Annotated in this window: 20 protein-coding genes; 4 read left to right on the top strand and 16 right to left on the bottom strand. The window is 53.7% G+C overall.

The features are described 5' to 3' along the window. The 6 genes from gspD to CPA50_RS04475 all read right to left on the bottom strand — a co-directional run bounded on the left by gspD (window position 1) and on the right by CPA50_RS04475 (window position 6,509). Complete coding sequence (gspD, locus tag CPA50_RS04500) at window positions 1–1,956, bottom strand: type II secretion system secretin GspD (protein WP_096781256.1); 1,956 nt, start codon at window positions 1,954–1,956, stop codon at window positions 1–3. Window positions 1,957–1,988: 32 nt separating this feature from the next. Then, entirely contained in the window at window positions 1,989–2,846 is an 858-nt protein-coding gene (locus CPA50_RS04495; RefSeq protein ID WP_096781255.1) for a type II secretion system protein N, read from the bottom strand. Further along, complete coding sequence (gene gspN, locus CPA50_RS04490) at window positions 2,846–3,637, bottom strand: type II secretion system protein N (protein WP_096781254.1); 792 nt, start codon at window positions 3,635–3,637, stop codon at window positions 2,846–2,848. Before gspN ends, CPA50_RS04495 begins: the two co-directional genes overlap by 1 nt. 175 nt (window positions 3,638–3,812) lie before the next feature. Further along, entirely contained in the window at window positions 3,813–5,465 is a 1,653-nt protein-coding gene (gene groL / locus CPA50_RS04485) for a chaperonin GroEL (protein ID WP_096781253.1), read from the bottom strand. Window positions 5,466–5,543: 78 nt separating this feature from the next. Further along, window positions 5,544–5,831, bottom strand: coding sequence for a co-chaperone GroES (groES, locus tag CPA50_RS04480; RefSeq protein ID WP_071266492.1), 288 nt, complete (start codon window positions 5,829–5,831; stop codon window positions 5,544–5,546). Between the two features lie 192 nt (window positions 5,832–6,023). Beyond that, on the bottom strand, window positions 6,024–6,509 hold the full coding sequence (locus CPA50_RS04475) for an FxsA family protein (protein WP_096782330.1): 486 nt from the start codon (window positions 6,507–6,509) through the stop codon (window positions 6,024–6,026). Between the two features lie 90 nt (window positions 6,510–6,599). On the opposite strand from CPA50_RS04475, the gene CPA50_RS04470 reads away from it, so the two are divergent. Then, the gene (locus CPA50_RS04470; RefSeq protein ID WP_096781252.1) at window positions 6,600–7,361 is read left to right on the top strand and encodes an SDR family oxidoreductase; all 762 of its coding nucleotides are present in this window, start codon (window positions 6,600–6,602) and stop codon (window positions 7,359–7,361) included. A gap of 54 nt (window positions 7,362–7,415) precedes the next feature. Here CPA50_RS04470 and CPA50_RS04465 read toward each other — a convergent pair whose 3' ends face one another. From CPA50_RS04465 to CPA50_RS04455, 3 genes are all read right to left on the bottom strand, one after another. Then, window positions 7,416–7,733, bottom strand: a complete 318-nt coding sequence (locus CPA50_RS04465) for an MGMT family protein (protein ID WP_096781251.1) — start codon at window positions 7,731–7,733, stop codon at window positions 7,416–7,418. Window positions 7,734–7,737: 4 nt separating this feature from the next. Next, window positions 7,738–9,084 (bottom strand): AmpG family muropeptide MFS transporter, encoded by a 1,347-nt coding sequence (locus CPA50_RS04460; protein ID WP_179397150.1) that lies wholly within the window; start codon window positions 9,082–9,084, stop codon window positions 7,738–7,740. 78 nt (window positions 9,085–9,162) lie between these two features. Continuing rightward, the gene (locus CPA50_RS04455; RefSeq protein ID WP_096781250.1) at window positions 9,163–9,645 is read right to left on the bottom strand and encodes a YajQ family cyclic di-GMP-binding protein; all 483 of its coding nucleotides are present in this window, start codon (window positions 9,643–9,645) and stop codon (window positions 9,163–9,165) included. A gap of 115 nt (window positions 9,646–9,760) precedes the next feature. Here CPA50_RS04455 and CPA50_RS04450 point away from each other — a divergent pair, with 115 nt between their 5' ends. Further along, window positions 9,761–10,732, top strand: coding sequence for a response regulator (locus CPA50_RS04450; RefSeq protein ID WP_096781249.1), 972 nt, complete (start codon window positions 9,761–9,763; stop codon window positions 10,730–10,732). A gap of 285 nt (window positions 10,733–11,017) precedes the next feature. On the opposite strand, the gene CPA50_RS04445 is transcribed toward CPA50_RS04450, so the two are convergent. From CPA50_RS04445 to CPA50_RS19765, 5 genes are all read right to left on the bottom strand, one after another. Then, on the bottom strand, window positions 11,018–12,229 hold the full coding sequence (locus tag CPA50_RS04445) for an argininosuccinate synthase (protein ID WP_096781248.1): 1,212 nt from the start codon (window positions 12,227–12,229) through the stop codon (window positions 11,018–11,020). A 146-nt stretch (window positions 12,230–12,375) separates the two neighbouring features. After that, on the bottom strand, window positions 12,376–12,777 hold the full coding sequence (gene fliS / locus CPA50_RS04440) for a flagellar export chaperone FliS (protein ID WP_096781247.1): 402 nt from the start codon (window positions 12,775–12,777) through the stop codon (window positions 12,376–12,378). Between the two features lie 66 nt (window positions 12,778–12,843). Continuing rightward, window positions 12,844–14,826 (bottom strand): flagellar filament capping protein FliD, encoded by a 1,983-nt coding sequence (fliD, locus tag CPA50_RS04435; RefSeq protein WP_096781246.1) that lies wholly within the window; start codon window positions 14,824–14,826, stop codon window positions 12,844–12,846. Between the two features lie 201 nt (window positions 14,827–15,027). Continuing rightward, on the bottom strand, window positions 15,028–15,465 hold the full coding sequence (locus tag CPA50_RS04430; RefSeq protein WP_096781245.1) for a flagellar protein FlaG: 438 nt from the start codon (window positions 15,463–15,465) through the stop codon (window positions 15,028–15,030). A gap of 68 nt (window positions 15,466–15,533) precedes the next feature. Next, window positions 15,534–16,946, bottom strand: a complete 1,413-nt coding sequence (locus tag CPA50_RS19765; protein ID WP_096781244.1) for a flagellin — start codon at window positions 16,944–16,946, stop codon at window positions 15,534–15,536. 394 nt (window positions 16,947–17,340) lie between these two features. Here CPA50_RS19765 and CPA50_RS04420 point away from each other — a divergent pair, with 394 nt between their 5' ends. Next, window positions 17,341–18,855, top strand: coding sequence for a flagellin (locus tag CPA50_RS04420; RefSeq protein ID WP_096781243.1), 1,515 nt, complete (start codon window positions 17,341–17,343; stop codon window positions 18,853–18,855). Between the two features lie 63 nt (window positions 18,856–18,918). Here CPA50_RS04420 and CPA50_RS04415 read toward each other — a convergent pair whose 3' ends face one another. Together CPA50_RS04415 and CPA50_RS04410 are read right to left on the bottom strand one after the other, a co-directional pair. Further along, on the bottom strand, window positions 18,919–19,260 hold the full coding sequence (locus CPA50_RS04415; protein ID WP_096781242.1) for a DUF86 domain-containing protein: 342 nt from the start codon (window positions 19,258–19,260) through the stop codon (window positions 18,919–18,921). Next, on the bottom strand, window positions 19,250–19,573 hold the full coding sequence (locus CPA50_RS04410; protein ID WP_096781241.1) for a nucleotidyltransferase family protein: 324 nt from the start codon (window positions 19,571–19,573) through the stop codon (window positions 19,250–19,252). Before CPA50_RS04410 ends, CPA50_RS04415 begins: the two co-directional genes overlap by 11 nt. Window positions 19,574–19,762: 189 nt before the next feature. Between CPA50_RS04410 and CPA50_RS04405 the strand changes: the two genes are divergently transcribed. Then, entirely contained in the window at window positions 19,763–21,763 is a 2,001-nt protein-coding gene (locus CPA50_RS04405; protein ID WP_096781240.1) for a tetratricopeptide repeat protein, read from the top strand. The last annotated feature ends 53 nt before the right edge of the window (window positions 21,764–21,816 follow it).

Below are 21,816 nucleotides of genomic sequence, written 5' to 3'. Positions count from 1 at the left end.
TTACTCCGTAAGCCTGCTATCTCCCACATCGAACAACACTTCAACACCCGGGCTGGCATCCACTTCGGGCAAGTCGAGTTTGTTGCGAATATCCAGGTTTACGTTCCACAACTTATTGAACTTTTCGGATGTAGCCGTAACTGCATCCTCCTTACCAAGCAGGATTCTGGGCCGCAGGAACACCAGCAGGTTGCGCTTTACCCTGCGCTCAGACTCGGATGAGAACAACCTCCCAAGGTAAGGAATATCGCCCAACAGCGGCACCTTGCTCTTGTTCACCGTGTAGTCATCAGTGGTAAGGCCACCCAGCACGATGGTTTCCCCGTCATCAGCCAGCACGGTTGTCTTTATTTCACGCTTATTGGTAACAATATCCGACGCATCTTCAATACTGTCGGCGACGCTTTCTGTTGTCTGCTCAACCACCAGCCTTACCAGACCATCTGCACTGATGGTCGGCGTCACCTTCAGAGTAAGACCAATATCCCTGCGCTCAATCGTAGTAAACGGATTAGTAGTGCCATCCCCCGTAACCGTAGACTGGCCGGTACGGAACGGAACGTTCTGGCCCACAATAATTTCTGACTCCTGATTATCCAGGGTGATAATACTCGGCGTGGAAAGAAGGTTGGCCGCAGCGGAAGTCGAAAGGGCCTGCAAAAGAACACCCCAGGTCACGCCGTCTTCATTTCTTTGTCCGGCACCGATGGTAATACCCCCGACTGCTGGCGTAATAACTGATTCGGTCAGAATTGCGCTGATTACGTCTCCAAGACTCGTTCCAACATTCCCAAAACTTGTTCCCAAGACAGGTGTGGAAGCCCCGGACTCATCGCCGACCGCGACCTGAACGCCCAGATCCTGGCCTAGCTCATCGCTGATTTCTACAATTGCGGCCTCTATCAGAACCTGAGCACGACGGACATCCAGTGCCGTAACAATTTCTTCTGCCTCCTGCATCAGCGAAGGCTCCCCGCGAATTACCAGAGCGTTCAGCCCTTCATCCGCAAACACTGCAAAATTACCCTGAGGCCGGGTGCTGGAACCACCACTGGCTGCGCCTCCGGCCCCTTCCTTGACGAGCTCACCCATCACTCCGGTGAGAATATCGGTCAGGTTCTCGGCATCGGCGTGCTTGAGGCGAATCACCTTGGTTGCACCACCACTGGCTGAGGGCTGGTCAAGCTGGACAATCAGCCCGCGGATCTTGTTGCGGAAGGATTCATCCCCTCTGAGGATAAGGCGATTGCTACGTTCATCGGCTGTGACACTGTACTTTCTCGCAGCGCTGTCATTACCGGCCCGACCCAACTCATCCGGAGCCAGCTCCTGCAGCAGCACCACCATGTCGCCAACCCAGGCCTCCCTGAGCTTGATCACTTCAACTTCGTACTTCGAAGGGCTGTCCAGCTCCTGGACAATCTGCTCGATCCGCTGAATATTGGAGGCATGATCACTGATAATCAGCGCATTAGCGGCAGCTACTCCAGCCAGATGCCCATATTTTGCCACCAGCGGACGAAGGATAGGCACAAGCTCCAGAGCGTTAGCATTATCAATCTGGATAACCCGGGTAATAAGCTGCTCAGAGGGTATATTGGGGAAGCGCCCAAGAGCTTCCGCTGACTGTTTCGCATCCACCTGCTGCACCACCTTTATAACTTCTTCTCCGGGAATGGCGGTGAAACCGTGAACACTAAGCACGGCAAGAAACAGGTCATAAATTTCATTTTTGTTCATCGGGGCACTGGAAAGAACAGTGACCTTACCTTTCACCCGGGGATCCACCACAAAACTGTACCCGGTGATATCCGCCACCTGAGTAACAAAAGCACGGATATCGGCGTCTTTCAGGTTCAGCCTCCAGGTTTCCTCCTGGCCGTGCGCCATCGACATTAGGGGTAAAAGAATAAGCAGAGCCAGGGCCCGCAACAAATTGGTCTTGTGGTTATACATCCGGCGATTTCGTCCTGTATCGATGAACCCGATCAGCGCCACTGCTCAGGTATGGCATAACTTATAGTAAGGAAAGATCCGTCACGTTCGATTTCTATCTCCAGGCTGGCCTGCCCCCGCCAGCTTTCCAGCAGCGACCGGTCCTGCTCTACATTACCCAGACGCTGCCCGTTTATGGCAGTAATCACGTCTCCGGCCCGGAGATTCACTGCATTCAGCATGGCATTGGAGCCGTTATATACATAACCCGAACTGCCAGTATCATCAACAGGGCTGAGGCCATAAGGCGTCAGTGCAGCAATACCTGCGCTGTCCAACTGTTGTCTGGCGCTCTCAAGAAAGGCTTCCGGTGATGATTCTGCCGGCTCCCGGGCCACCTCTGCAACCATTGTGGAAGTGTCACCGTCTTCAAACGTCAGTGATTCGTACCGGCCTCCGCGGCGAATCAATATGCGCCCCGGCTCTACCTCTGCCAACTCTGCGTTGCCCGGCAGCAAATCGCCAACCCGGTACCAGGCTGTTTCTCCATTACTTCCGGCCACTATAGCACCTGAACCTTCCGGGCGCTGTCCTACCAGAACTCCCTCAAGCCTTAACTTCAATCCCGTTTCCGGGGCCGAACGTTTCACGGCCTCGGCCACCACCCCCTGAGCTTTCGGCCGGCCGAAGAAGTCGTAGCTAGCCAGAGGCCAGGAGTCAGCGCTCCCGAAAACAGAGTGCCCGGGCACACCGGCTGCCGGTGCAACGGCAACGGGCTTATCCTTCCAGGCAAAAAGCCAGGTGGCGTTTGCCATTACGATACCCAGGTATATTACCAACCCTGCAAGCAGCAGGTTGGCAACTGTTTTCGCGACCCGATGCTGGGTGTCGGCAGCCGGCAGAGAGATCATCAACGCGCCCCCGGAAGTAATGGCTGCCGTACACGTAGCACAATATCATCCGGGCCTGCAGAATCCGGCCAGGGCTGGCCCGCAAGGTCAACCATGCGCTTGTAGACCCGCAACTCCATCATTCCGTTCCAGAGAATACTCGCATCTGCAGCAGGCCCCTTGCCTGCCTGTTCCGCAACGACCAAAGCCACGCCACCATTAATGGTATCCAGATCTACCTGCATAGGCGGAAACCGGGCCTGTCCTGTCTGATTCCCCATAGGCCAGCTTACCTGTCCGCCCGCCCAACGGCCGAGACCATCGGCGTGAACAATCCGATCGTCAGCCCACTCCAGCTCCAGACGATCGATGCTGATGTCACCCTCAATCAGGGCACCACCACTGCGACGGATCAGCTCTTCAAATTCGGCAACGGCAATCCTGCCGTTGGCATCCAGGCGAAGATTTGCAGGCCACCCCAGGGTTACATCACCCGAAACAGATGACTGCAGAGACTCAACCGATATTTTCACGGGCTGCTCCAGGGCCATAAGAGACGGCCACTCCAACTGCCAGCGAACACGCACCGGAAAACCTTCAACAATTACTCCGGCGGCACCATCCCAGATCTTGCCTGCTACCTGTCGGACCTGAACCTGTGCAGGAAGAGAAACATAGGGCGAGGCCTTGTGCCAGGCCCAGCCAGCGGGAATAAAAACAATCAGTGCACCGAGGTAGACGAGCCCCCCAAGCAGCAATAGCAGTAATACCTTGCCGGGGCGAAGAAAAGGTTTGGGTTCAGCGTCACTCATTCGGTTACACACAGATGATTAACAGGTTGCCGAGTCTAACAAACGCTTTGGTCAAGTTCATGACAAAAAAACGAAAACCCCGCGTCAGTGTAAACCGACGCGGGGTTTTCAAAGGCAGATCAGCCTGCACCTTGTTACTCAAGGCGCAGTCAGGATCAGCAGGTTATGAACGGCATTACATCATGCCGCCCATACCTCCCATTCCACCCATACCACCCATATCAGGCATACCGCCACCGGCTTTCTCGTCATCCGGCTCATCTGCAACCATCGCCTCAGTGGTGATGATCAGAGATGCTACAGAAGCCGCAGCCTGCAGTGCAGAACGGGTTACCTTGGCAGGATCCAGGATACCCATTTCCAGCATATCGCCGTACGCTTCGGTCGCAGCATTATAACCGAATGCACCTTCGCCTTCGCGAACCTTGGCTACAACAACAGAAGACTCACCACCTGCGTTGTAAACGATCTGGCGCAGAGGAGCTTCCATAGCGCGACGCAGAATGTTCACACCGGCTTTCTGTTCGTCGTTGATGGCATCAACCTTGTCCAGCGCAGCAATAACGCGGATCAGGGTTACACCGCCGCCCGGTACAATGCCTTCTTCGACAGCTGCACGGGTAGAGTGAAGTGCGTCTTCAACACGAGCCTTCTTCTCTTTCATTTCCACTTCGGAACCAGCACCTACCTTGATGACGGCGACACCGCCAGCCAGCTTGGCCACACGTTCCTGAAGCTTCTCTTTGTCGTAGTCTGAAGAGCTGTCTTCAATCTGCTTGCGAACCTGCTCAACACGGGCTTCGATATCAGCCTGCGCACCAGCACCATCAATAATGGTGGTGTTTTCTTTGGTGATGTTCACACGCTTCGCTGTACCCAGGTCATCCAGAGTGGTGTTCTCAAGACTCAGACCTACTTCCTCGGAAATGACAGTACCACCGGTCAGAATAGCGATATCCTGCAGCATTTCCTTGCGGCGATCACCAAAGCCTGGCGCTTTAACAGCGGCGACTTTCACAATGCCACGCATGTTGTTCACAACCAGAGTTGCCAGTGCTTCGCCTTCGATGTCTTCAGCGATGATCATCAGCGGCTTGCCAGCTTTGGCAACAGATTCCAGCACCGGAAGCAGTTCACGGATATTGGAGATCTTCTTGTCGACCAGCAGCATGTACGGATCGTCAAGTTCGGCAGACATATTGTCCTGGTTGTTGATGAAGTACGGAGACAGGAAGCCACGGTCGAACTGCATACCTTCCACTACGTCCAGCTCGTCTTCCAGGCCACGGCCTTCTTCAACCGTGATAACGCCTTCTTTACCAACTCGTTCCATCGCGTCTGCGATGATCTTGCCAATAGTCTCGTCGCCGTTGGCAGAGATAGTGCCTACCTGAGCGATGTTACGGCTATCGTCGCATGGCTTCGCCATTTCACGAATGGCTTTTACAGCTTCCGCTGTTGCCTTGTCGATGCCGCGCTTCAGATCCATCGGGTTCATGCCGGCAGTCACTGCCTTCACACCCTCGTTAACGATAGCCTGAGCCAGAACCGTAGCGGTAGTAGTACCGTCACCGGCGGTATCGTTGGCCTGGGAAGCAACTTCCTTCACCATCTGGGCGCCCATGTTCTCGAACTTGTCTTTCAGTTCGATTTCCTTGGCAACCGATACACCGTCTTTGGTGATAGCCGGAGAGCCAAAAGACTTCTCGAGAACCACGTTACGGCCTTTGGGACCAAGAGTTACCTTGACTGCGTCCGCCAGAACATTGACGCCTGCGACCATGCGCTTGCGGGCGCTATCACCGAATTTAACTTCTTTTGCTGACATGTCTTCTATTCCTGTTCGTTAAACCGAATTCGTTGAATCAATCGGGTTAGTGACTGTTCGTGCGAATTGCTTCAGCGATCACTCAAGCACGCCGTAAATGTCGCTTTCGCTCATGATGAGCAGCTCTTCACCGTCGACTTTTACGGTATTACCGGCATATTGGCCAAAAACCACGGTATCACCCGCTTTGACTGCCAGCGCACGAGTCTCACCATTATCCAGAACGCGACCATTACCTACGGCAACAACCTCACCCTGGGAAGGCTTTTCTTTTGCGTTACCTGGTAGCACGATGCCACCCGCAGTTTTCTCTTCTTCTTCTTTACGGCGTACAACGACACGATCGTGTAGCGGACGAATCTTCATTGCTCGGTTTCTCCAATAGTCAGATTAATGTGGCAATGACATTTGCTGTTGATAGCCGGACTGTTGTTTCAATCCGACAAAATTGCCCGGCTTCTGACCTGCTGCTTTCCAGCCGGTATCAGCCTGCGGCTAACTTGTGAAGTCTATGTGGGGCTAACGCCCGGGTTTTCAACACCCTCTCCCATAAATTTTTCACTTTTTATCGAGGCGATCATGGTCAGTTTTGGTCTCATCACGATATTCACCTTCAATGATATCGCCGCCTTCATCCCTGCCAAATGGATTCGGCCCTCCCCCGGCACGAAAATAGAACCCACTCTGGCCTGAAACCACCATGCGCTTCAGCGCCTGCGCAGCCAGCCAGTGCCGGGTAAAGGGCACAAGACACAAAAAACCGATGGCATCGGTGATAAATCCCGGCGTAAGCAGGAGCACACCACCAACCGCCAGAATAAGCCCCTCGGCAACCTCCTTTGCAGGCAACTCCCCACTATTCAGGCGCTGGTTTGCCTTGAGCAATGTTGCCAGCCCTTGCTGGCGAAGCAGCCAGGCGCCGGCAAAAGCCGTCAGGAGCACAAAGCCAATGGTGTTAAATACACCAATCATGCTGCCTACCTGAATGAGCACCGCCATTTCGGCAATCGGCATGACAATGAAAATAAATAAAAATATGGGCATCAGGCTCTCGCAATCAGGATTTGGGCATTTAAAGGTCTGGTATACTCCCAGCCTTTCCAAAAACACCTCTCCTCTAACTTAGGGCAAAACATGAAACTTCAAGATTCTGTAATAGCAATTACCGGTGGTGGCCAGGGCCTGGGTCGCGCAATGGCCGAATATCTGGCGGCAAAAGGTGCAAGACTTGCTCTGATCGACCTGATTCCCGAGAAACTCGAAGAAGCCGCAACGGCCTGTAAAAAAGCAGGTGGCGACGCAAAAACCTATGTGTGCAACGTTGCAAAAGAAGAAGATGTAGAAAAGACATTTGCAGCAATCGCCGGGGACTTCGGCCAGCTAAACGGCCTGATCAACAACGCAGGAATACTGCGGGACGGCCTTCTGCTAAAAGAGAAAGACGGCGAGATCACGAAGCGCATGGAATTATCCCAGTGGCAGGCTGTTATTGACGTCAACCTCACAGGCGTATTCCTGTGCGGACGGGAAGCAGCTACCCAGATGATCAAAAATGACAGCAAAGGCGTCATCATCAACATTGCTTCCATTTCCCGTGCCGGCAACATGGGCCAGAGCAATTATTCCGCCGCCAAAGCAGGCGTGTCGGCACTGGTACCTGTGTGGGCAAAAGAACTGGCACGTTACGGCATCCGATGCATGGGCATTGCACCGGGGTTCATTGGCACTGAAATGACAGAATCAATGCGACCGGAAGTACTCGAAAAACTGGTTTCTGTCATTCCCCTCAAACGTATGGGCACCCCCGAAGAAATCGCCTCGGCGGCTGCATTTATCTTCGAAAACGATTACCTGTCCGGCCGGATAATCGAAGTAGACGGCGCCATGCGAATCTAGGCAACAGTCTGACGCAGCTCGACAAAACATCAGGGGCCCGGCCCGGCCTGGCCCCTACTGCCAACGAAAACGTTTCATTGCCACCCGGCCATTAACCACTTCAACACCTTCGGCTTCCAGCGAGCTAACCTGCCTGCAGTAAACCTCCGAGCCTTCCGGAAAGGCAATCTGGCCGCTGCTGCGGATAACCCGGTACCAGGGCACAGAGTGGCCTTGCGGGAGCTTTCCCAGAGCGCGACCAATATAGCGAGCCTGGCGTCCGAGGCCTGCCATTTCAGCCACCTGCCCGTAGCTCGCAACCCTGCCCGGCGGGATCGCCAGCACCACCTGCCAGATTTTCTGATCCTTTCCCGGCTCGTTTTCCTCTTCCATACACCTACCCGCTTGTTGGCTGACTGGTTTTTACGCCGTCTTCGCCAGAGTGATCAGGGGCCAACGCATCCAGCCTGTCACCCTGGCGGATTAAAAACAAAGCCAGAAGAATTGCGGGAATGCCCATCAAACCGGCTACGAGGAAAAACTCACCATAACCAAAACCCGCCACGACCATACCTGAGAAACCACCCAGAAACTTTCCGGGCAGAGTCATCAGAGAGCTGAACAGAGCATATTGTGTCGCGGTAAAAGAGGCGCTTGTCATGCTCGACAACCAGGCAATCAAGGCTACATTGGCAATGCCACCGCTAAGATTATCAGCACTCACCACCGCCGCCAGCGTCACTAGATCCGGAGGATACTGAGCGAGAAAAACAAACAGAAGATTAGTAGCTGCAGTCATGATCGCCCCCAACAGCAACACCTTCCTGGTGCCATACCGCACAACCAGCACACCACCGGCCAGTGAGCCAGCAATGGTCATGAAAAACCCGAAGATTTTAGTAACATCTGCAACCTGGGTTTTGCTGAAACCCATGAAATCCAGATAAAAGGGGTTAGCCATCACACCCATGGCAATATCAGAAATACGGTACACGGCCACCATCATAAGAATCGCAATGGAAAGCTCTTTATAGCGCAGGAAAAAATCCAGAAAAGGCCCGGCAACAGCCGCATAGAACCAGCCGGCGAAGCGCGCCAGCTGCGGCCCCAAATGAGCGTGCCTGGCGGCTTCCAGTTCAACTTTAAGAGCAATATCCTGGGCAGCAGAAAAATGATTTACCGACGGCTCCCGCACAATCAGCACAGTTGCCGCGCCAACACCAACCAGAGCCGCCATCACCTCATAGGAAACCTGCCAGGACCAGAACTCCGCCAGGTACAGGGCGCCTGCACCGGCTACCAGCAATGCCAGCCGATATCCAAAAATGTAGGTTGCCGCAAGCGCTGCCTGAAGCCGCTCTTCGGCGATCTCGATACGATACGCATCAATAGCCACATCCTGCGTAGCCGATGAAAACGCCACCAGCAACCCACAAAACGCCAGAGTTTCAGGGGCAAGAGTGGCGTCTACATGGGCCATCAGATACAAACCGGTAGCAATCCCAGCCTGCGCCAGCAATATCCAGCTCCGGCGTTTCCCCAGCAGCTTGTCCAGAACCGGCAGTTTAAACCGGTCAACCACCGGCGCCCAGACCACCTTGATGGAATAGGTAATCCCCAGCCAGCTGAAGAACCCGATAGTCGCTGTTTCCACACCAACATCGGCAAGCCGGGCATTCAGGGTTGAAAACACCAGCAAAAATGGCAACCCGGCAGAAAACCCGAGAAACAACAGGGCGACCACCTGCCAGCGTGTGTAGGTGTGTAGCGAATCCCGGAACAGGGCCAGGCGGGTGCCGGTTGAAATGGTGTAGCCTCCGGATCAGTCGCGGAAATTATTGAACTGCAGAGGTACGTCCAGCTCGGTCTCACGCAGCAAGGCAATCGCGGTTTGCAGATCATCCCGCTTCTTGCCGGTCACCCGGACTTTGTCACCCTGTATACTGGCCTGCACTTTCAGTTTGGCATCCTTGATCATCTTCACAATCTTCTTTGCCATATCTGTTTCAATACCCTGCTTCAGCAACAAATGCTGCTTAACCAGCTTGCCAGCCTTGCTCTCACTGTCCTCTGACAGGGCACGCCCATCTATATTGCGTTTGGCAAAAGCCATGCGCAGCATATCCAAGAGCTGCTCAAGCTGAAATTCCTCCGGCGCACTGATAGTAATGCCTTTTTCATCCTGCTCGATGTCCGCATCCACATTCTTGAAATCCCAGCGATTACCAAGATCACGTTTGGCCTGATCTACCGCATTGGTGACTTCGTGCATGTCAATTTCAGATACAATATCAAAAGAAGGCATGATCGTTATTCTCCTGGATCTGTAGCGAGTATACTGTCTGCATTAGAAAGAGAGGCAAGCATACCAAGCCCCGGTATTCGCCGCATCTGACAATGGACTGCAAAAGTAGACAACCATGCCAAATCTCGACCTACCAATACTTGTAGTAGACGACGCGAAATTCAGCAGTATGGTTGTTGGCCGGACTCTGCGAAATGCCGGCTATCGTGACGTTCGTATCGCCAATGACGCTCCGGCAGCGCTGAAACTCATGGAACAGCGCCCGGTGAGCGTGCTCATCGCAGACTGGCTGATGCCGGAAATGGATGGTCTGGAATTATCAGATCATGTCCGCCAGCAGGACGAACAAAATAATCACTACACCTATGTGATGCTGCTGACTGCCCGGGAGAGTGTAGAAGCCCTGGCGGAAGCATTTGACCGGGGCGTGGATGATTTCGTCTACAAATCTGACATGGCAAAGCAGCTTATCCCCAGAATTTTTGCTGCTGACCGCATGGCGGAGCGCCAGAACACACTGCTTCGTGCCAATGCCCTGCTTATCGAGAATAACCGCGAGCTCGAATCCAGTAACATCATTGACCTCGAAACCGGGCTCTGCAACAACCGCTATGCCCGGGACCAGTTAACAAAAATGCTACGCCATGCCGAATCCCGGGGAGGTACGACAGCATACGTGCTCTGCGGCATTCGCAACTGGCAGGAGCTTAAACGCAAGCATCCGCCCACAATCATTACTGAATTATCGGTAGGTATTGCGCGCAGACTCAGCACCCTGATTCGCCCTATCGATGCCCTGTGCAGGATCAGCGATAATCAGTTCGCGATCATCTCCTATTTTCCTGACAGCGATCACTGCACAACAACGGCGTTTCGCCGCATATTTGACGGCATTAACCATAAAGCACTGAAAACCACCGCCGGATATATCTCTGTGGAAGCCGGTATGGTGCTTTGCAAAGCCAACGCGCAGAACGGAACACCATCCATACAGGATATGGAACGAGCCTCAGTGCAGGGCCTGGTAGAAGCCTATGAGACTCACCGGTTTACCGAAACCGCACCGGAGATCGGTGCAGACGCCTGAGCCAGCAAACGATCTGTAACACGGCGACACACATCACTCACAGACACAGCGAAGCGATCAGCCTATTCTGAGATTGTGGATTTAAGCAGTATCCCCCATGGCGGAGGAGCCGTGTTGTACCTCCGCCACCAAATGGGACATCCACCGAACTAACGAATTGTTCAGATACTTGTTCTTGTTTAAGCCAGCTCCTCAGCTGGCTTTTTTGTTTTCCGCCCCCCAGAACGAACTACGCCCGGAAAGCTCCGGGCGTATCATGCACAACCAGTCAGCCTGAACCTTAGCTTACAGCTTGCGGCCTTTACCGGCGGCAATCCGTAACCGCAGGGCGTTCAGCTTGATGAAGCCTTCGGCATCCTTCTGGTCGTAGGCGCCGTGGTCTTCCTCAAACGTTGCGATGGTCTCATCAAACAGTGAGTCGTCAGACTTACGGCCAACTACGTCCACATTGCCTTTATACAGCTTCAGGCGAACAGTACCGTTCACGTATTCCTGGGTCTGGTCGATCAGCGCCTGCAGAGCTTCACGCTCCGGCGACCACCAATAGCCGTTATAAATGACCTCCGCATAACGCGGCATCAGGCTGTCTTTCAGATGCGCCACTTCCCGGTCCAGCGTGATGGATTCGATAGCACGGTGCGCGCGCAGCATGATAGTGCCGCCTGGTGTTTCGTAACAGCCACGGGACTTCATACCCACATAACGGTTCTCGACAATATCCAGACGACCAATGCCATTGGCACCGGCAACCTTGTTCAGGCTTTCAAGCACTTCGTGCGCTTTCAACTCCTGCCCGTCAATGGCAACAATATCGCCTTTGCGGTAGGTAAGCTCAATATAGGTAGGTGTTTCAGGTGCAGCTTCCGGAGATACACTCCAGCGCCACATATCTTCCTCGGCTTCCGACCATGGATCTTCCAGGTTCATGCCTTCATAGGAAATATGCAGCAGGTTGGCATCCATAGAGTAAGGCGACTTACCCTTCTTCATATCAACCTGAATATTGCGCTCTTCGCAGTACTTCAGCAGTTTTTCACGGGAGTTCAGATCCCACTCACGCCAGGGAGCGATAACCTTGACACCCGGCTTGAGTGCATATGCACCCAGCTCAAAACGAACCTGATCATTACCCTTGCCGGTCGCGCCGTGGGAAATGGCGTCTGCACCGGTTTTATTGGCGATATCAATCAAACGCTTGGCAATCAGAGGGCGAGCAATGGACGTACCCAGTAAATACTCACCTTCATAGATGGTATTCGCACGGAACATCGGGAATACGTAATCGCGCACAAATTCCTCGCGCAGATCCTCGATGTAAATTTCCTTGACTCCCAACGCCTCGGCTTTCGCCCGCGCCGGCTCAACTTCCTCGCCCTGACCGATGTCGGCAGTAAAAGTGACTACCTCACAGTTATAAGTATCCTGCAACCACCGAACAATAACGGAAGTATCCAGGCCGCCGGAATAGGCCAGCACCACCTTTTTGATATCAGACATGTCTGTGCTCCAGACTGAACAGAATGGATGTATTGAAAAGAAGGGGCGTATTGTACGGGATGGCGCGGGAATTGGCTATTGGGTGGGGTACTAACCGCCCCTCCCCAAAGAGGGAAGGGGCTCGAAAGCACGGCGAACTGCAATGGTCAGGCAGTTTGGGCCGAGAGACCTGCAGCCTCTTCACGGATCCCGTCCCAGCCGCTTTTAATTGAGCGGAGAAGATCTGCCACCTCATCCAGCCTGGCCGGGTCGTTTTTGGCATTAGCTTCAAACAGCGTGCGCTCCATGTAGTCATACAGACCTTCCAGACGGGCCGCAAGATCACCACCCTTCTCAAAATCCAGGAAGCTACGCAAACCACCAATAATCTCGATGGCTTTGGAAATCAGCTGACCTTTACCCGCATAGTCCCTGGCCTGCATACGAGCCTTGGCCATATTGATACGCTCTAACGCACCGTTATACAGGAGCTGGATAAGCTTATGGGGATCAGCATCCGTGATGCTGGTCTGTGTATTTACCCTTTGATAGGCCTGTAAACCGTTCATAGTTCGCCTCGTTTGCCACTGGCCAGGCCAGTTCGTTGACAGGTTATACCTGGTAAAACCTGATTATCAATCACTATTGCTTGCTAGCAGTGCTTCAAACTGCTGAGTAACATAATCTGCGGTGCTGTTAAGCTGAGAAATCAGCGAATCCGCCGCAGTAAACTGACTGACCAGCCGTTCCCGATAGGCCTCGATTCGTATTTCCAGCGCAGCCTGGCTTTCTGCGATATCTTCCAACTGCTGATTCAGACTGATGGTCCGGGAGTCAAGAGAGCCGCCCTCTCCAACAAGACTGGTGACCAGATCCGCCGTACGCTCTGCAATCCCTTCAATAAAGGTAATGGAGCCTCGACTGCCCGTCTGATCTCCCAGGATACGGACCTGAAGGCCAGACGCACCTCCGGAGCCGCTGGCCAGATAAAGTACCTGACCGTCACCTTCGGCGGCCCTCCCTCCAATAGTACCGGCCACATCCAGACCAACCGTGCCTGTTTTAGCGGAAATCCCAAGGTCATTGCCACCTTCAGCCCACACAAGGCTCACATTCGAACTACTGCCATAACTGCCGGATGTAAATTTGAGCGCACCGTTTTCATCCAGGCCCACCTTAACCGATTGGCCGGCGGCATCGAGCGGGGCACTGCTATTGATCTGGCTCTGTATTTCAGCCACCAACTCTTCAGCCGTTGCATAGGTCTGCTGGGTTAGCTGAATCGAAAAATTCGTAGACTCATCAACCATAAACTCGATCGAGTCGTTCGAACCGTCAATGACAACACCGTTCGCAAGCGCAGTATCACCTACCACACTACCCTGCGTTGCGGCCTGAGTGACATTGATCGCATAGGTTCCTGGCTCGGTATCCAGACCACTACGCACGAACTCAACCTGGCTGTCCGTCGCCCGGCCCTGCTCTGCAAACAGGGCGGTCACATCATCCGGATTGGCCTGAAGCTGGGCAATGAAGGTCTCCCGATCAAACTCCAGACCACCGGTTTCCCAGTTTGTGATAACCCCCACATCCGCAAGGCTTCTTACGTTGGAGTTTTCCAGGCCTGGCACTACCCGGGTCAGCACTTCCCGAAGCTGATTCTGAATAGAGCGAACGGTACTGTCGCCAGAAAGCAAACCGCCAACACCGGCATCGGCATTGTAGCCCGAAAGACTGTCGATGGTTTCCTGCAGGGCATTGAACTGATCAACAAACTCCTGGACACGGTCCGCTACCGATTCATAATCCTGTTCAACCTTGATGACAGATGAACCGGTTTCAGCAATGTCAAAGCTCAGACCGTCTATAACGTTTTCAAAACTGTTGCTGGAACGGGTAATCTCTACGCCATTAATAGACATCACTGCATCGGTCGCCGCGATGGTCTCCTGCAGACCGGAATCCGCATCCATCCCGGTGTTAAAGGCGAAGCGGGATAGCCCCAGATTGTCCGTCGCAGTGCCCTCGGAATCCCCTGAGACCGAAATGCTAACCGCATTGGATGTGCCACTGTCATCCGCAGAAAACACCAGCTGAAATCCGTTACCAGTATCAATCACGCCTGCAGAAACACCCGCATTCGCATCATTAATAGCGTTGGCCATTCCTTGCAAAGTGTCGTTGCTGTCATCAATAACAACATCAACGGTGTTGCTTCCTACAGATAAAGTAAGTGTTCCCTGGCCAACGCTGGTGCTGTCGCGATCAGCAAATACATCACGGGAAGCCAACGCCTGAGCACTTGCCAGGCTGGTTACTTCGACACTGTAGTTGCCGCGACTGGCCGTGGCGCTATCAACCGTCACGCCAATGTCCTCATTGGAGGAGCTGGCGGAAAACGCTGTCAGACTTTCCTGTGAACTCAGCATCGCCATGGGCAAGCGCAATTCAGTCACGGCGCTGCGAAGTGCCCCGTAGGCTGAGATCATCGCCTCAGCTTCTTCAGTTTTCTGCGCAAGACGCGTGTCAGTCGGAGCACGCTCCGCTGCGACCAGCTGATCTACCAGATCAGATGTCAGAACACCTGAACCAATCCCTAGCGATGAAATGCTTGACATAACCATGCCTCCCACAGGGGCGAATCTATTCGTTGCTCAGTTTATCGGCAGAAGACGGCAAAACTTTGCCTCTTTCTTCATGCAAATTGTAACAACCCGTTAAAACAAAGCTTAACCCAAAATGCAAAGCACCGCCGGCCCCTCTCAGGTGCGGCGGTGCTGAAATACCGTTATCAACCTCAAGCCCAAAACGGCAAGCGCTCAGACTTTAATGTTAAACAACGTCAGCGGTTCATCCTGCTGCAATTTCTCTGCCAACCTTAATGCCACTTCATCAGGCATCTGCCGGACAACTTCCTTGGTTTGCTGATCCACCACACGAACAATGGTCTGACCCAAATCATTATCCACTTCAAACTGCAGATCCCTCTGGACATTCTGAACATAGTCGTTCAGTTGCGAAACCGCCGAATCCAGTTCTTTCCGCTGCGCTTCATTCTGCTCCTTTAGCTGTTCAGCTTTAGACGCATCCTGAACGCGGGAAAGCACCGTAACCGGTGCTGCTGATCCAGAAGATGAAGAAGCAAGCCCGGAGGCATTACTGCCTTCGGCCTGAGATGACGACAGTGCCTTGACCGGACTCTGGGCGCCAGAGCGCACAACCTTCAGGTCCGGATTGCTCAGGTTAACGTCATTCATAGCTTACCCCTTTATCCTTAAACGGCTTAAAACCGGAACCCGAAGGTTCCGGCCCTTACCCTTACCCCTTACTGCAGGAGAGACAGAACCTGCTGCGGACGGGCGTTAGCCTGTGCCAGTACGGAGATACCGGCCTGCTGCAGCACCTGGGATTTGGCCAGGTTGGCAGTTTCTGAAGCGAAGTCAGCATCCAGGATACGGCTGTTGGACGCACTCATGTTTTCAGAAGTGGTAGCAATGTTAGCGATGGTACTTTCGAAGCGATTTTGTACCGCACCGAGGTCGGCCCGGGAAGCGTTAATCGCATCCAGAGCAGCATCAATAGACACAATAGCAGCATTGGCCCCACTAACAGTGCCGATATCGATAGCGTTAAGTGCAGTACCAGTTGCGGCAATAGTCTCATCAGCAAACGCAGCATCAAAACCGGTAGAGAACTGGACTGCGCCGGTCACACCTGTCGGAGCCTTGTAGGTCATATCCAGAGACCCACCGGTAGTTGCATCTGCGGCGATACCATAGTCAGCATTAGTAGCAGAACCACCACCTGTGAACGCAGTGGTAATGTTCCGGCCATCGGCCGCCAGAAGATCCAGACCAGAGCCGTTATCCTCCGCCCTAACACCTGTTACGCTGGATTGTGCATTGATGGCATCCAGTGCTGCCTGACGGTTGCTCGCCGCATCACCTGTATTAGTCAGGGAAATAGTAGTTCCATTGATGTCAATGGAATCTGTATCAGATGCAGAACCAGCCACTACAGATGCCACTCCGGCAGCTTTAGTTTCGTTGGCAGATACAACCAGCCCGGAGATACCGGCAGAGTTCAGCGCATTGGCGATCGCCTTGGCATCATCTGCAACAACACCCAAATCATAAACCTGACCACCTACGGTTATATCTTTGGCAACCGCAGTATCACTGGCAGTACCAATTGCAAAGTTAGTTTCGGTAAAGCCCCGGAACTGACCAAGATCAGAAGCTTTGGCGCTGGCAATAGAGTCCACGGTAATGGTCTGACCAGCATTGGCACCTACCTGAAAGGCCTGTGCAGTGAAACTACCGTCAACAATCTTGAGGCCGTTGAATTCGGTCTGAGTTGCAACCCGGTCAATTTCAGAAACCAACTGGGAAACTTCTGCCTGCAGAGCTTCGCGATCTGAACTGGAGTTGGTGGCGTTGGCAGACTGAACCGCCAGGTCCCGGATACGCTGGAGGTTATTGGTAACCTCAGTCAAAGCACCTTCCGCGGTTTGAGCCAGAGAGATACCATCGTTAGCGTTACGCTGCGCTACATTCAGACCGGAAATCTGGGACTGGAAGCGGGTAGAGATCGCCAGGCCGGCGGCATCATCTTTAGCAGAGTTAATGCGAAGACCAGAAGACAGACGCTCCAGCGCCTGATCATTCATGCTCTGAGATTTGCTCAGGTTATTCTGTGCTGTAAGTGACGCGATGTTGGTGTTGATACCAAGAGCCATTTTATTTCCCCTTCGACAAATGTCGTACTTTCATGGAAAAGGTCTGGCGTCCGCTTTTTTGGTTTGGGAGCGCCGCCCTGTTACTTCACTTAACGGCACCCCAGCCGGTTGCTTTAGAAAAAAATCAGCCCTTTTTGTAAAGGAATGTTAAATCATCCAAAAAAGCGGCAAAGCTCTGCCAGAAACCCATCATCCTTCCGTTCGCCAACGGCTTTAACACACTCAAGTCGCACAAAAAACCCGTTCTTATTCATTTGGTTAAGGAACTTTTTGAGAAACTGGCACAACCTTCGCTTAGTCTCTGCAAAACGGCAATTTAATGAATACATGCCGATGCCCCGCTGCCAGATTCACCGGCAGCAACGCACCGGCCCCTCTTTGCAGGAGAATGGTTATGCCCCAGATCATCAACACCAACATCGCGTCACTGAATGCTCAAAGGAACCTGAACTCATCGCAGAATGACTCCAACGTGGCCCTGCAAAGACTATCGTCAGGTTTGCGTATCAACTCGGCCAAAGACGATGCCGCAGGCCTGGCAATTTCTGAGCGATTCACCTCCCAGATTGAAGGCCTTAACCAGGCCGTCAGAAATGCCAACGATGGCATCTCCCTGGCCCAGACCGCAGAAGGCGCGCTCGGGGAATCCGGCAACATTCTCCAGCGCATCAGGGAACTGGCGGTTCAGTCTGCCAACGCGACCAACTCGGCATCTGACCGCCAGGCACTGCAGTCTGAAGTAAACCAGTTAAAGGAAGAGCTTGAACGAATTGCCACCACAACAGAGTTCAACGGGCTCAACCTGCTGGATGGTAGTTTCCAGGCCCAGCAGTTCCAGGCCGGTGCCAATGAAAATCAGACGATCGCCGTTTCCATAGGCGGTGCCCGCACATCAGACCTGGCTAACAACACCCTGACCGCAAGCAACGCCACCCTTAACCAGGGCACCGGATCTACTACAGCAGCCAATGCAACTCTCCCGGCAGCCAACACCATCGGAGCCCAGAACCTGACCATTTCCAGTTCTCTGGACAGCCAGGTTGTTCCTGTCGGTGCAGGTGATACAGCTGAAGATATAGCGGCAGCCATCAACAACATCGCCGCCACCACCGGGGTGAAAGCCAGCGCAAGAACCGAAGTCACCCTCAGCAACACAGCAACCACGCCACTGACGGTTCCGCAAACCATTTCCCTGACTGTCTCCAACGGCAGCAGCTCAGCAACAGTATCGGCCCAGATTACCGATGCCAGCGATCTGTCTGCTCTGGCCCGTGAGATCAATTCCGCCACCGGCAAAACCGGCATAACCGCCGAAGTTGAAAGCGATGGCAGTATTACTCTGGTGCAGCCCCAGGGAAAAGACATCGCTCTTAGCGATTTTACCGCCAGCGGGTCAGAGCAGCTGGCTGTTCAAGGCAGTGGAGATCCTAGCGCGATCGAGCTGACCAATGGTGCAGCTAATTCGACCCGTGTAGGCGGGGAAATCACCCTTGATTCTGCTGTCAGCTTTGCTGCCTCTTCGGATGCAACCGCAGCTGCGGGAAGCATGCTCAATAACGCAGCGGCCAATACCGCATCTGGCTCGACCACTGAAGCCGTAGCCGATGTTGATATAAGCACTGTAGAAGGGGCCACCAACGCTCTGGCCGTTATTGACGCAGCGCTGGAAACCATAAGTGGTATCCGGGCCGACCTGGGTGCCGCCCAGAATCGTCTGGAATCCACCATTGCCAACCTGAGCACCACCTCGGAAAACCTGTCTGCGGCCCGATCCCGGATTCAGGATGCAGACTTCGCCACCGAATCCGCCGAACTGGCCCGCACGCAGGTGCTCCAGCAAGCCGGCCTCTCAGTTCTGGCCCAGGCCAACGCCAGACCTCAGCAGGTGTTGCAGTTGCTACAGAGCTAAACTCCTTCGCAGAAAACAAAACGGCCGGGCTAAGAACCCGGCCGTTTTGCATCCATAAGCTTTTCACGAGCCTTCAAGAATCGCAGTAACCTGCTCAATCAGATTTTCAAGGTTACTCTCAATCACACCCCAAACGATCAATGGGTCAATCGTCGCATAGCCGTGAATCAAAACATTTCGAAAGGCGATCATCTTCCGGTAATCATCAATACTCTCAGCTATACCCGCATCAATCTTGTGCAGCTTGCTCATTGCTTCGCCAATTATTTCGAACTGACGCTCTACTGCCGACTGCAACAGCTCATCGCCCATATAATCAACTTCCGCCTTACCTACAACAAATCGCTGTATCTTCTCTGCGGCAGCCTTTATGTCAAATATATACTTCAAAGCCTTACGCGGCATACAAAGACTGCCTCTCTTCCATCACTGAGCTGCGAAAATACGGATTGGTCAGTGAGGATGCAGTAATCAAATCAACTGATCGAGAGAACATATTTTCCAAGTCTTCTTTAAGCCCGAAAAACGCTATGGCCATATCCTTCGCCGGCAATTTCTCTTCAAATTCCACAAGAAAATCCAAATCGCTAGCGGAATGAAATTTTCCTGTGGCGGCAGAACCAAACACAGCCAGTTGAGTTACTTTATGCTTTTCACAAAGTGCACGAATGTCATCGTGTCTATTCCGCAGTAACTGAAGCATATCCGGATCAGGCATAGCATCCTCCCTTTACCGACCAAGTAGACTTGAGTCTACCCCAAGCCAATGGCAATGAAAATTGAACACTCGTTTCCCACGGAACTGGCACACCTTTCGCAAGACCTCACTTAACGTACAGCAAACAACCAAAAACTGCAGGCCTTTGCCGCAATTTTTGAATCTAGCGGCAGGTAAACGAGGTATCCCATGCAAGCCAAACATCACATTCAGGAATCCCATACCCAGCAGGCCCAGGCTGCCCGCCTGCTTCTGCAGGCCAACCTTGCCTACGGCGAGTCCAACAGCAACGGGCTCAGCCACATCCAGCGCCTGCAGGCCCGGCAGGAGTGTCGTGGATATCTGGAAGAGGTGAATGCACTGGAGCCCGGCAATGCTGTTGCTCTGGGCTTGCTGGGACGCGTTGAAATGGACGACGGCCAGCTTGAGAAGGCCCACGCCCTCTTTACAGCCAGCCTGGAAGCCCAACCGGGGCAATCCCAGCAGTATGCGAACCTGGGGTACTGGGCACTGAAAACCGAACGGCCAGCCCTGGCTGAGCAGAACTTTCTTCAGGCTCTGGAATGCGACCGGCAATCCGCAGCCGCTTTTTGCGGTGTGGCTCATGCAAAGCGATTGCAGGGACAGTTTGATGTCGCCTATCTGCACTATCGCAAACTGCTTGAGGCCGGCGCCGAGTGGGATTCTGTATACAGCGGCATGCTTACCTGTGCCCAGCACCTTGCGGTCAACAAAGCCGACCAGGATCTGGTGCTGGATGCGATTGCCCTGTTACGGCACGAAGGCCTTCCCCATCAGGAAATCGGGCGTTTTGTGGGCGCTATCATTCGCCAGCAGTACGATCTGGATAACCCGAAAGCAGAGATCTTTCTGGACGCGGCCTGTAATGATGAGCTGCTGATTCTCGCTCTGCAAAAAACGCTGATACCAGATCCGGCCGTGGAAGAACTTGTCGGAATGCTGAGGCGCGCTATTCTGGCGGAAGTCGCCCAAACCGTAGATCTCCGGGATGACCTTCAGCAACTCACCCTCGCCATAGCGCAGTATGCCGACCGCACAGGCTATGCACTGACAGCAGAAGATGATGAAGAGCGGCTCGTGGCAGCTGTGAATGACAGCCTCAAAGCACAGCTTGCGATGGGCGAGCCTCAGGAAGCCCTGATCGGATCCCTGATGATCAGCTCCATGTATGGCGCCCTGTTTCATCAGGATATCGCTGTACACCTCGGACAGTGGAATCTGGTGGACTGGCCGCTGGCACTCCAGCCGGTTCTGGCTGCCAGCTACTACCACCGCGCCGAAGAAGAAGGCATCAAACAATGCTTTGATGAAAAAGCGGAAGAGCTGTGCCTGAATAAAACCGACGTACCACAAGCCTGGCCTGCCTGGTCAAAACTGGCATATCGGGCTGAAAGCAGCCTGAAATCATTGATGTCAGAAGAGCTGGGACTGGCCACAGACAAGCTGCCGGACACCTTACGGGTAATGGTGTGTGGCGCCCAGTCGGGCCAGCGGGCAATGGAGCTGGCACGTTATCTTGCGGATGTGGAAGTCATCGCAGTGGACGAATCCCTGGCCAACATTGCCAAGGCCACACGCATGGCGGCCGAATCCGACATCAACAACATCGTGTTCTGGCCCTGGTCTATCGCCCGGCAGTTTGTTGCAGATGGCCACCAGGTGCACTGGGTTGAAGTCGGCCGCCTGCCCTCCCCGGCGATGACGGAGCTCTCACTCGCGGCACTGGTTAGCAATGCCGCCGGGTCCGGCGCCATTGTGCACCTGCACACCGCCGTTGCGGAACAGACAGCCGGCGACAAACAAATGCGCAAGCTGATCGCAGAGCATGGCCTTCAGCCAACCCGCGCGGCCTTGCGTCAACTCCGCAGGATGGTCCTGACCAACCGCCAGGATGCAACCTGGCAGGAACTTGCCCATGAAGATGATTTCTACAGTCTGGGCGGGTGCCGCGATCGCTGGTTCCGGCCACAGAACAAAGCGCAGCTGAAAGACCTGATGGCCATGGTGAGCAATGAAGTGGAATGGAAGCTGGTAAAGGCCCGTGACGAAGACGGTCACAGCCTGGCTACCCGGCCTGTGCAAACGCAGATTCAGGCCGAGGCACTGGGGAGTGAGGTCCAGAGCCTGATGGGGCAGAATCTCAGCGTCTATTTCCAGCGCCGGCGGTGATTAAAGCTGCTCAGGAAGCGCCCTCTCCCCTTGCGGGAGAGGGTTAGTCCAGT

It is taken from the genome of Marinobacter sp. ANT_B65 (assembly GCF_002407605.1).
In the GTDB taxonomy this organism is placed as follows: Bacteria; Pseudomonadota; Gammaproteobacteria; order Pseudomonadales; family Oleiphilaceae; genus Marinobacter.
This window is presented reverse-complemented; position numbering and strand designations above follow the sequence as displayed.

Coding starts and splice junctions, on each gene's coding strand:
- fliS (WP_096781247.1), bottom strand. CDS start 12,777: ATGAACGGTTTACAGGCCTATCAAAGGGTAAATACACAGACCAGCATC.
- CPA50_RS04410 (WP_096781241.1), bottom strand. CDS start 19,573: ATGCCTGATCCGGATATGCTTCAGTTACTGCGGAATAGACACGATGAC.
- CPA50_RS04475 (WP_096782330.1), bottom strand. CDS start 6,509: ATGCCCATATTTTTATTTATTTTCATTGTCATGCCGATTGCCGAAATG.
- gspD (WP_096781256.1), bottom strand. CDS start 1,956: ATGTATAACCACAAGACCAATTTGTTGCGGGCCCTGGCTCTGCTTATT.
- fliD (WP_096781246.1), bottom strand. CDS start 14,826: ATGTCAAGCATTTCATCGCTAGGGATTGGTTCAGGTGTTCTGACATCT.
- CPA50_RS19765 (WP_096781244.1), bottom strand. CDS start 16,946: ATGGCTCTTGGTATCAACACCAACATCGCGTCACTTACAGCACAGAAT.
- CPA50_RS04470 (WP_096781252.1), top strand. CDS start 6,600: ATGAAACTTCAAGATTCTGTAATAGCAATTACCGGTGGTGGCCAGGGC.
- CPA50_RS04465 (WP_096781251.1), bottom strand. CDS start 7,733: ATGGAAGAGGAAAACGAGCCGGGAAAGGATCAGAAAATCTGGCAGGTG.
- CPA50_RS04415 (WP_096781242.1), bottom strand. CDS start 19,260: ATGCCGCGTAAGGCTTTGAAGTATATATTTGACATAAAGGCTGCCGCA.
- groL (WP_096781253.1), bottom strand. CDS start 5,465: ATGTCAGCAAAAGAAGTTAAATTCGGTGATAGCGCCCGCAAGCGCATG.
- CPA50_RS04405 (WP_096781240.1), top strand. CDS start 19,763: ATGCAAGCCAAACATCACATTCAGGAATCCCATACCCAGCAGGCCCAG.
- CPA50_RS04420 (WP_096781243.1), top strand. CDS start 17,341: ATGCCCCAGATCATCAACACCAACATCGCGTCACTGAATGCTCAAAGG.
- gspN (WP_096781254.1), bottom strand. CDS start 3,637: ATGAGTGACGCTGAACCCAAACCTTTTCTTCGCCCCGGCAAGGTATTA.
- CPA50_RS04430 (WP_096781245.1), bottom strand. CDS start 15,465: ATGAATGACGTTAACCTGAGCAATCCGGACCTGAAGGTTGTGCGCTCT.
- CPA50_RS04450 (WP_096781249.1), top strand. CDS start 9,761: ATGCCAAATCTCGACCTACCAATACTTGTAGTAGACGACGCGAAATTC.
- CPA50_RS04495 (WP_096781255.1), bottom strand. CDS start 2,846: ATGATCTCTCTGCCGGCTGCCGACACCCAGCATCGGGTCGCGAAAACA.
- CPA50_RS04455 (WP_096781250.1), bottom strand. CDS start 9,645: ATGCCTTCTTTTGATATTGTATCTGAAATTGACATGCACGAAGTCACC.
- CPA50_RS04445 (WP_096781248.1), bottom strand. CDS start 12,229: ATGTCTGATATCAAAAAGGTGGTGCTGGCCTATTCCGGCGGCCTGGAT.
- groES (WP_071266492.1), bottom strand. CDS start 5,831: ATGAAGATTCGTCCGCTACACGATCGTGTCGTTGTACGCCGTAAAGAA.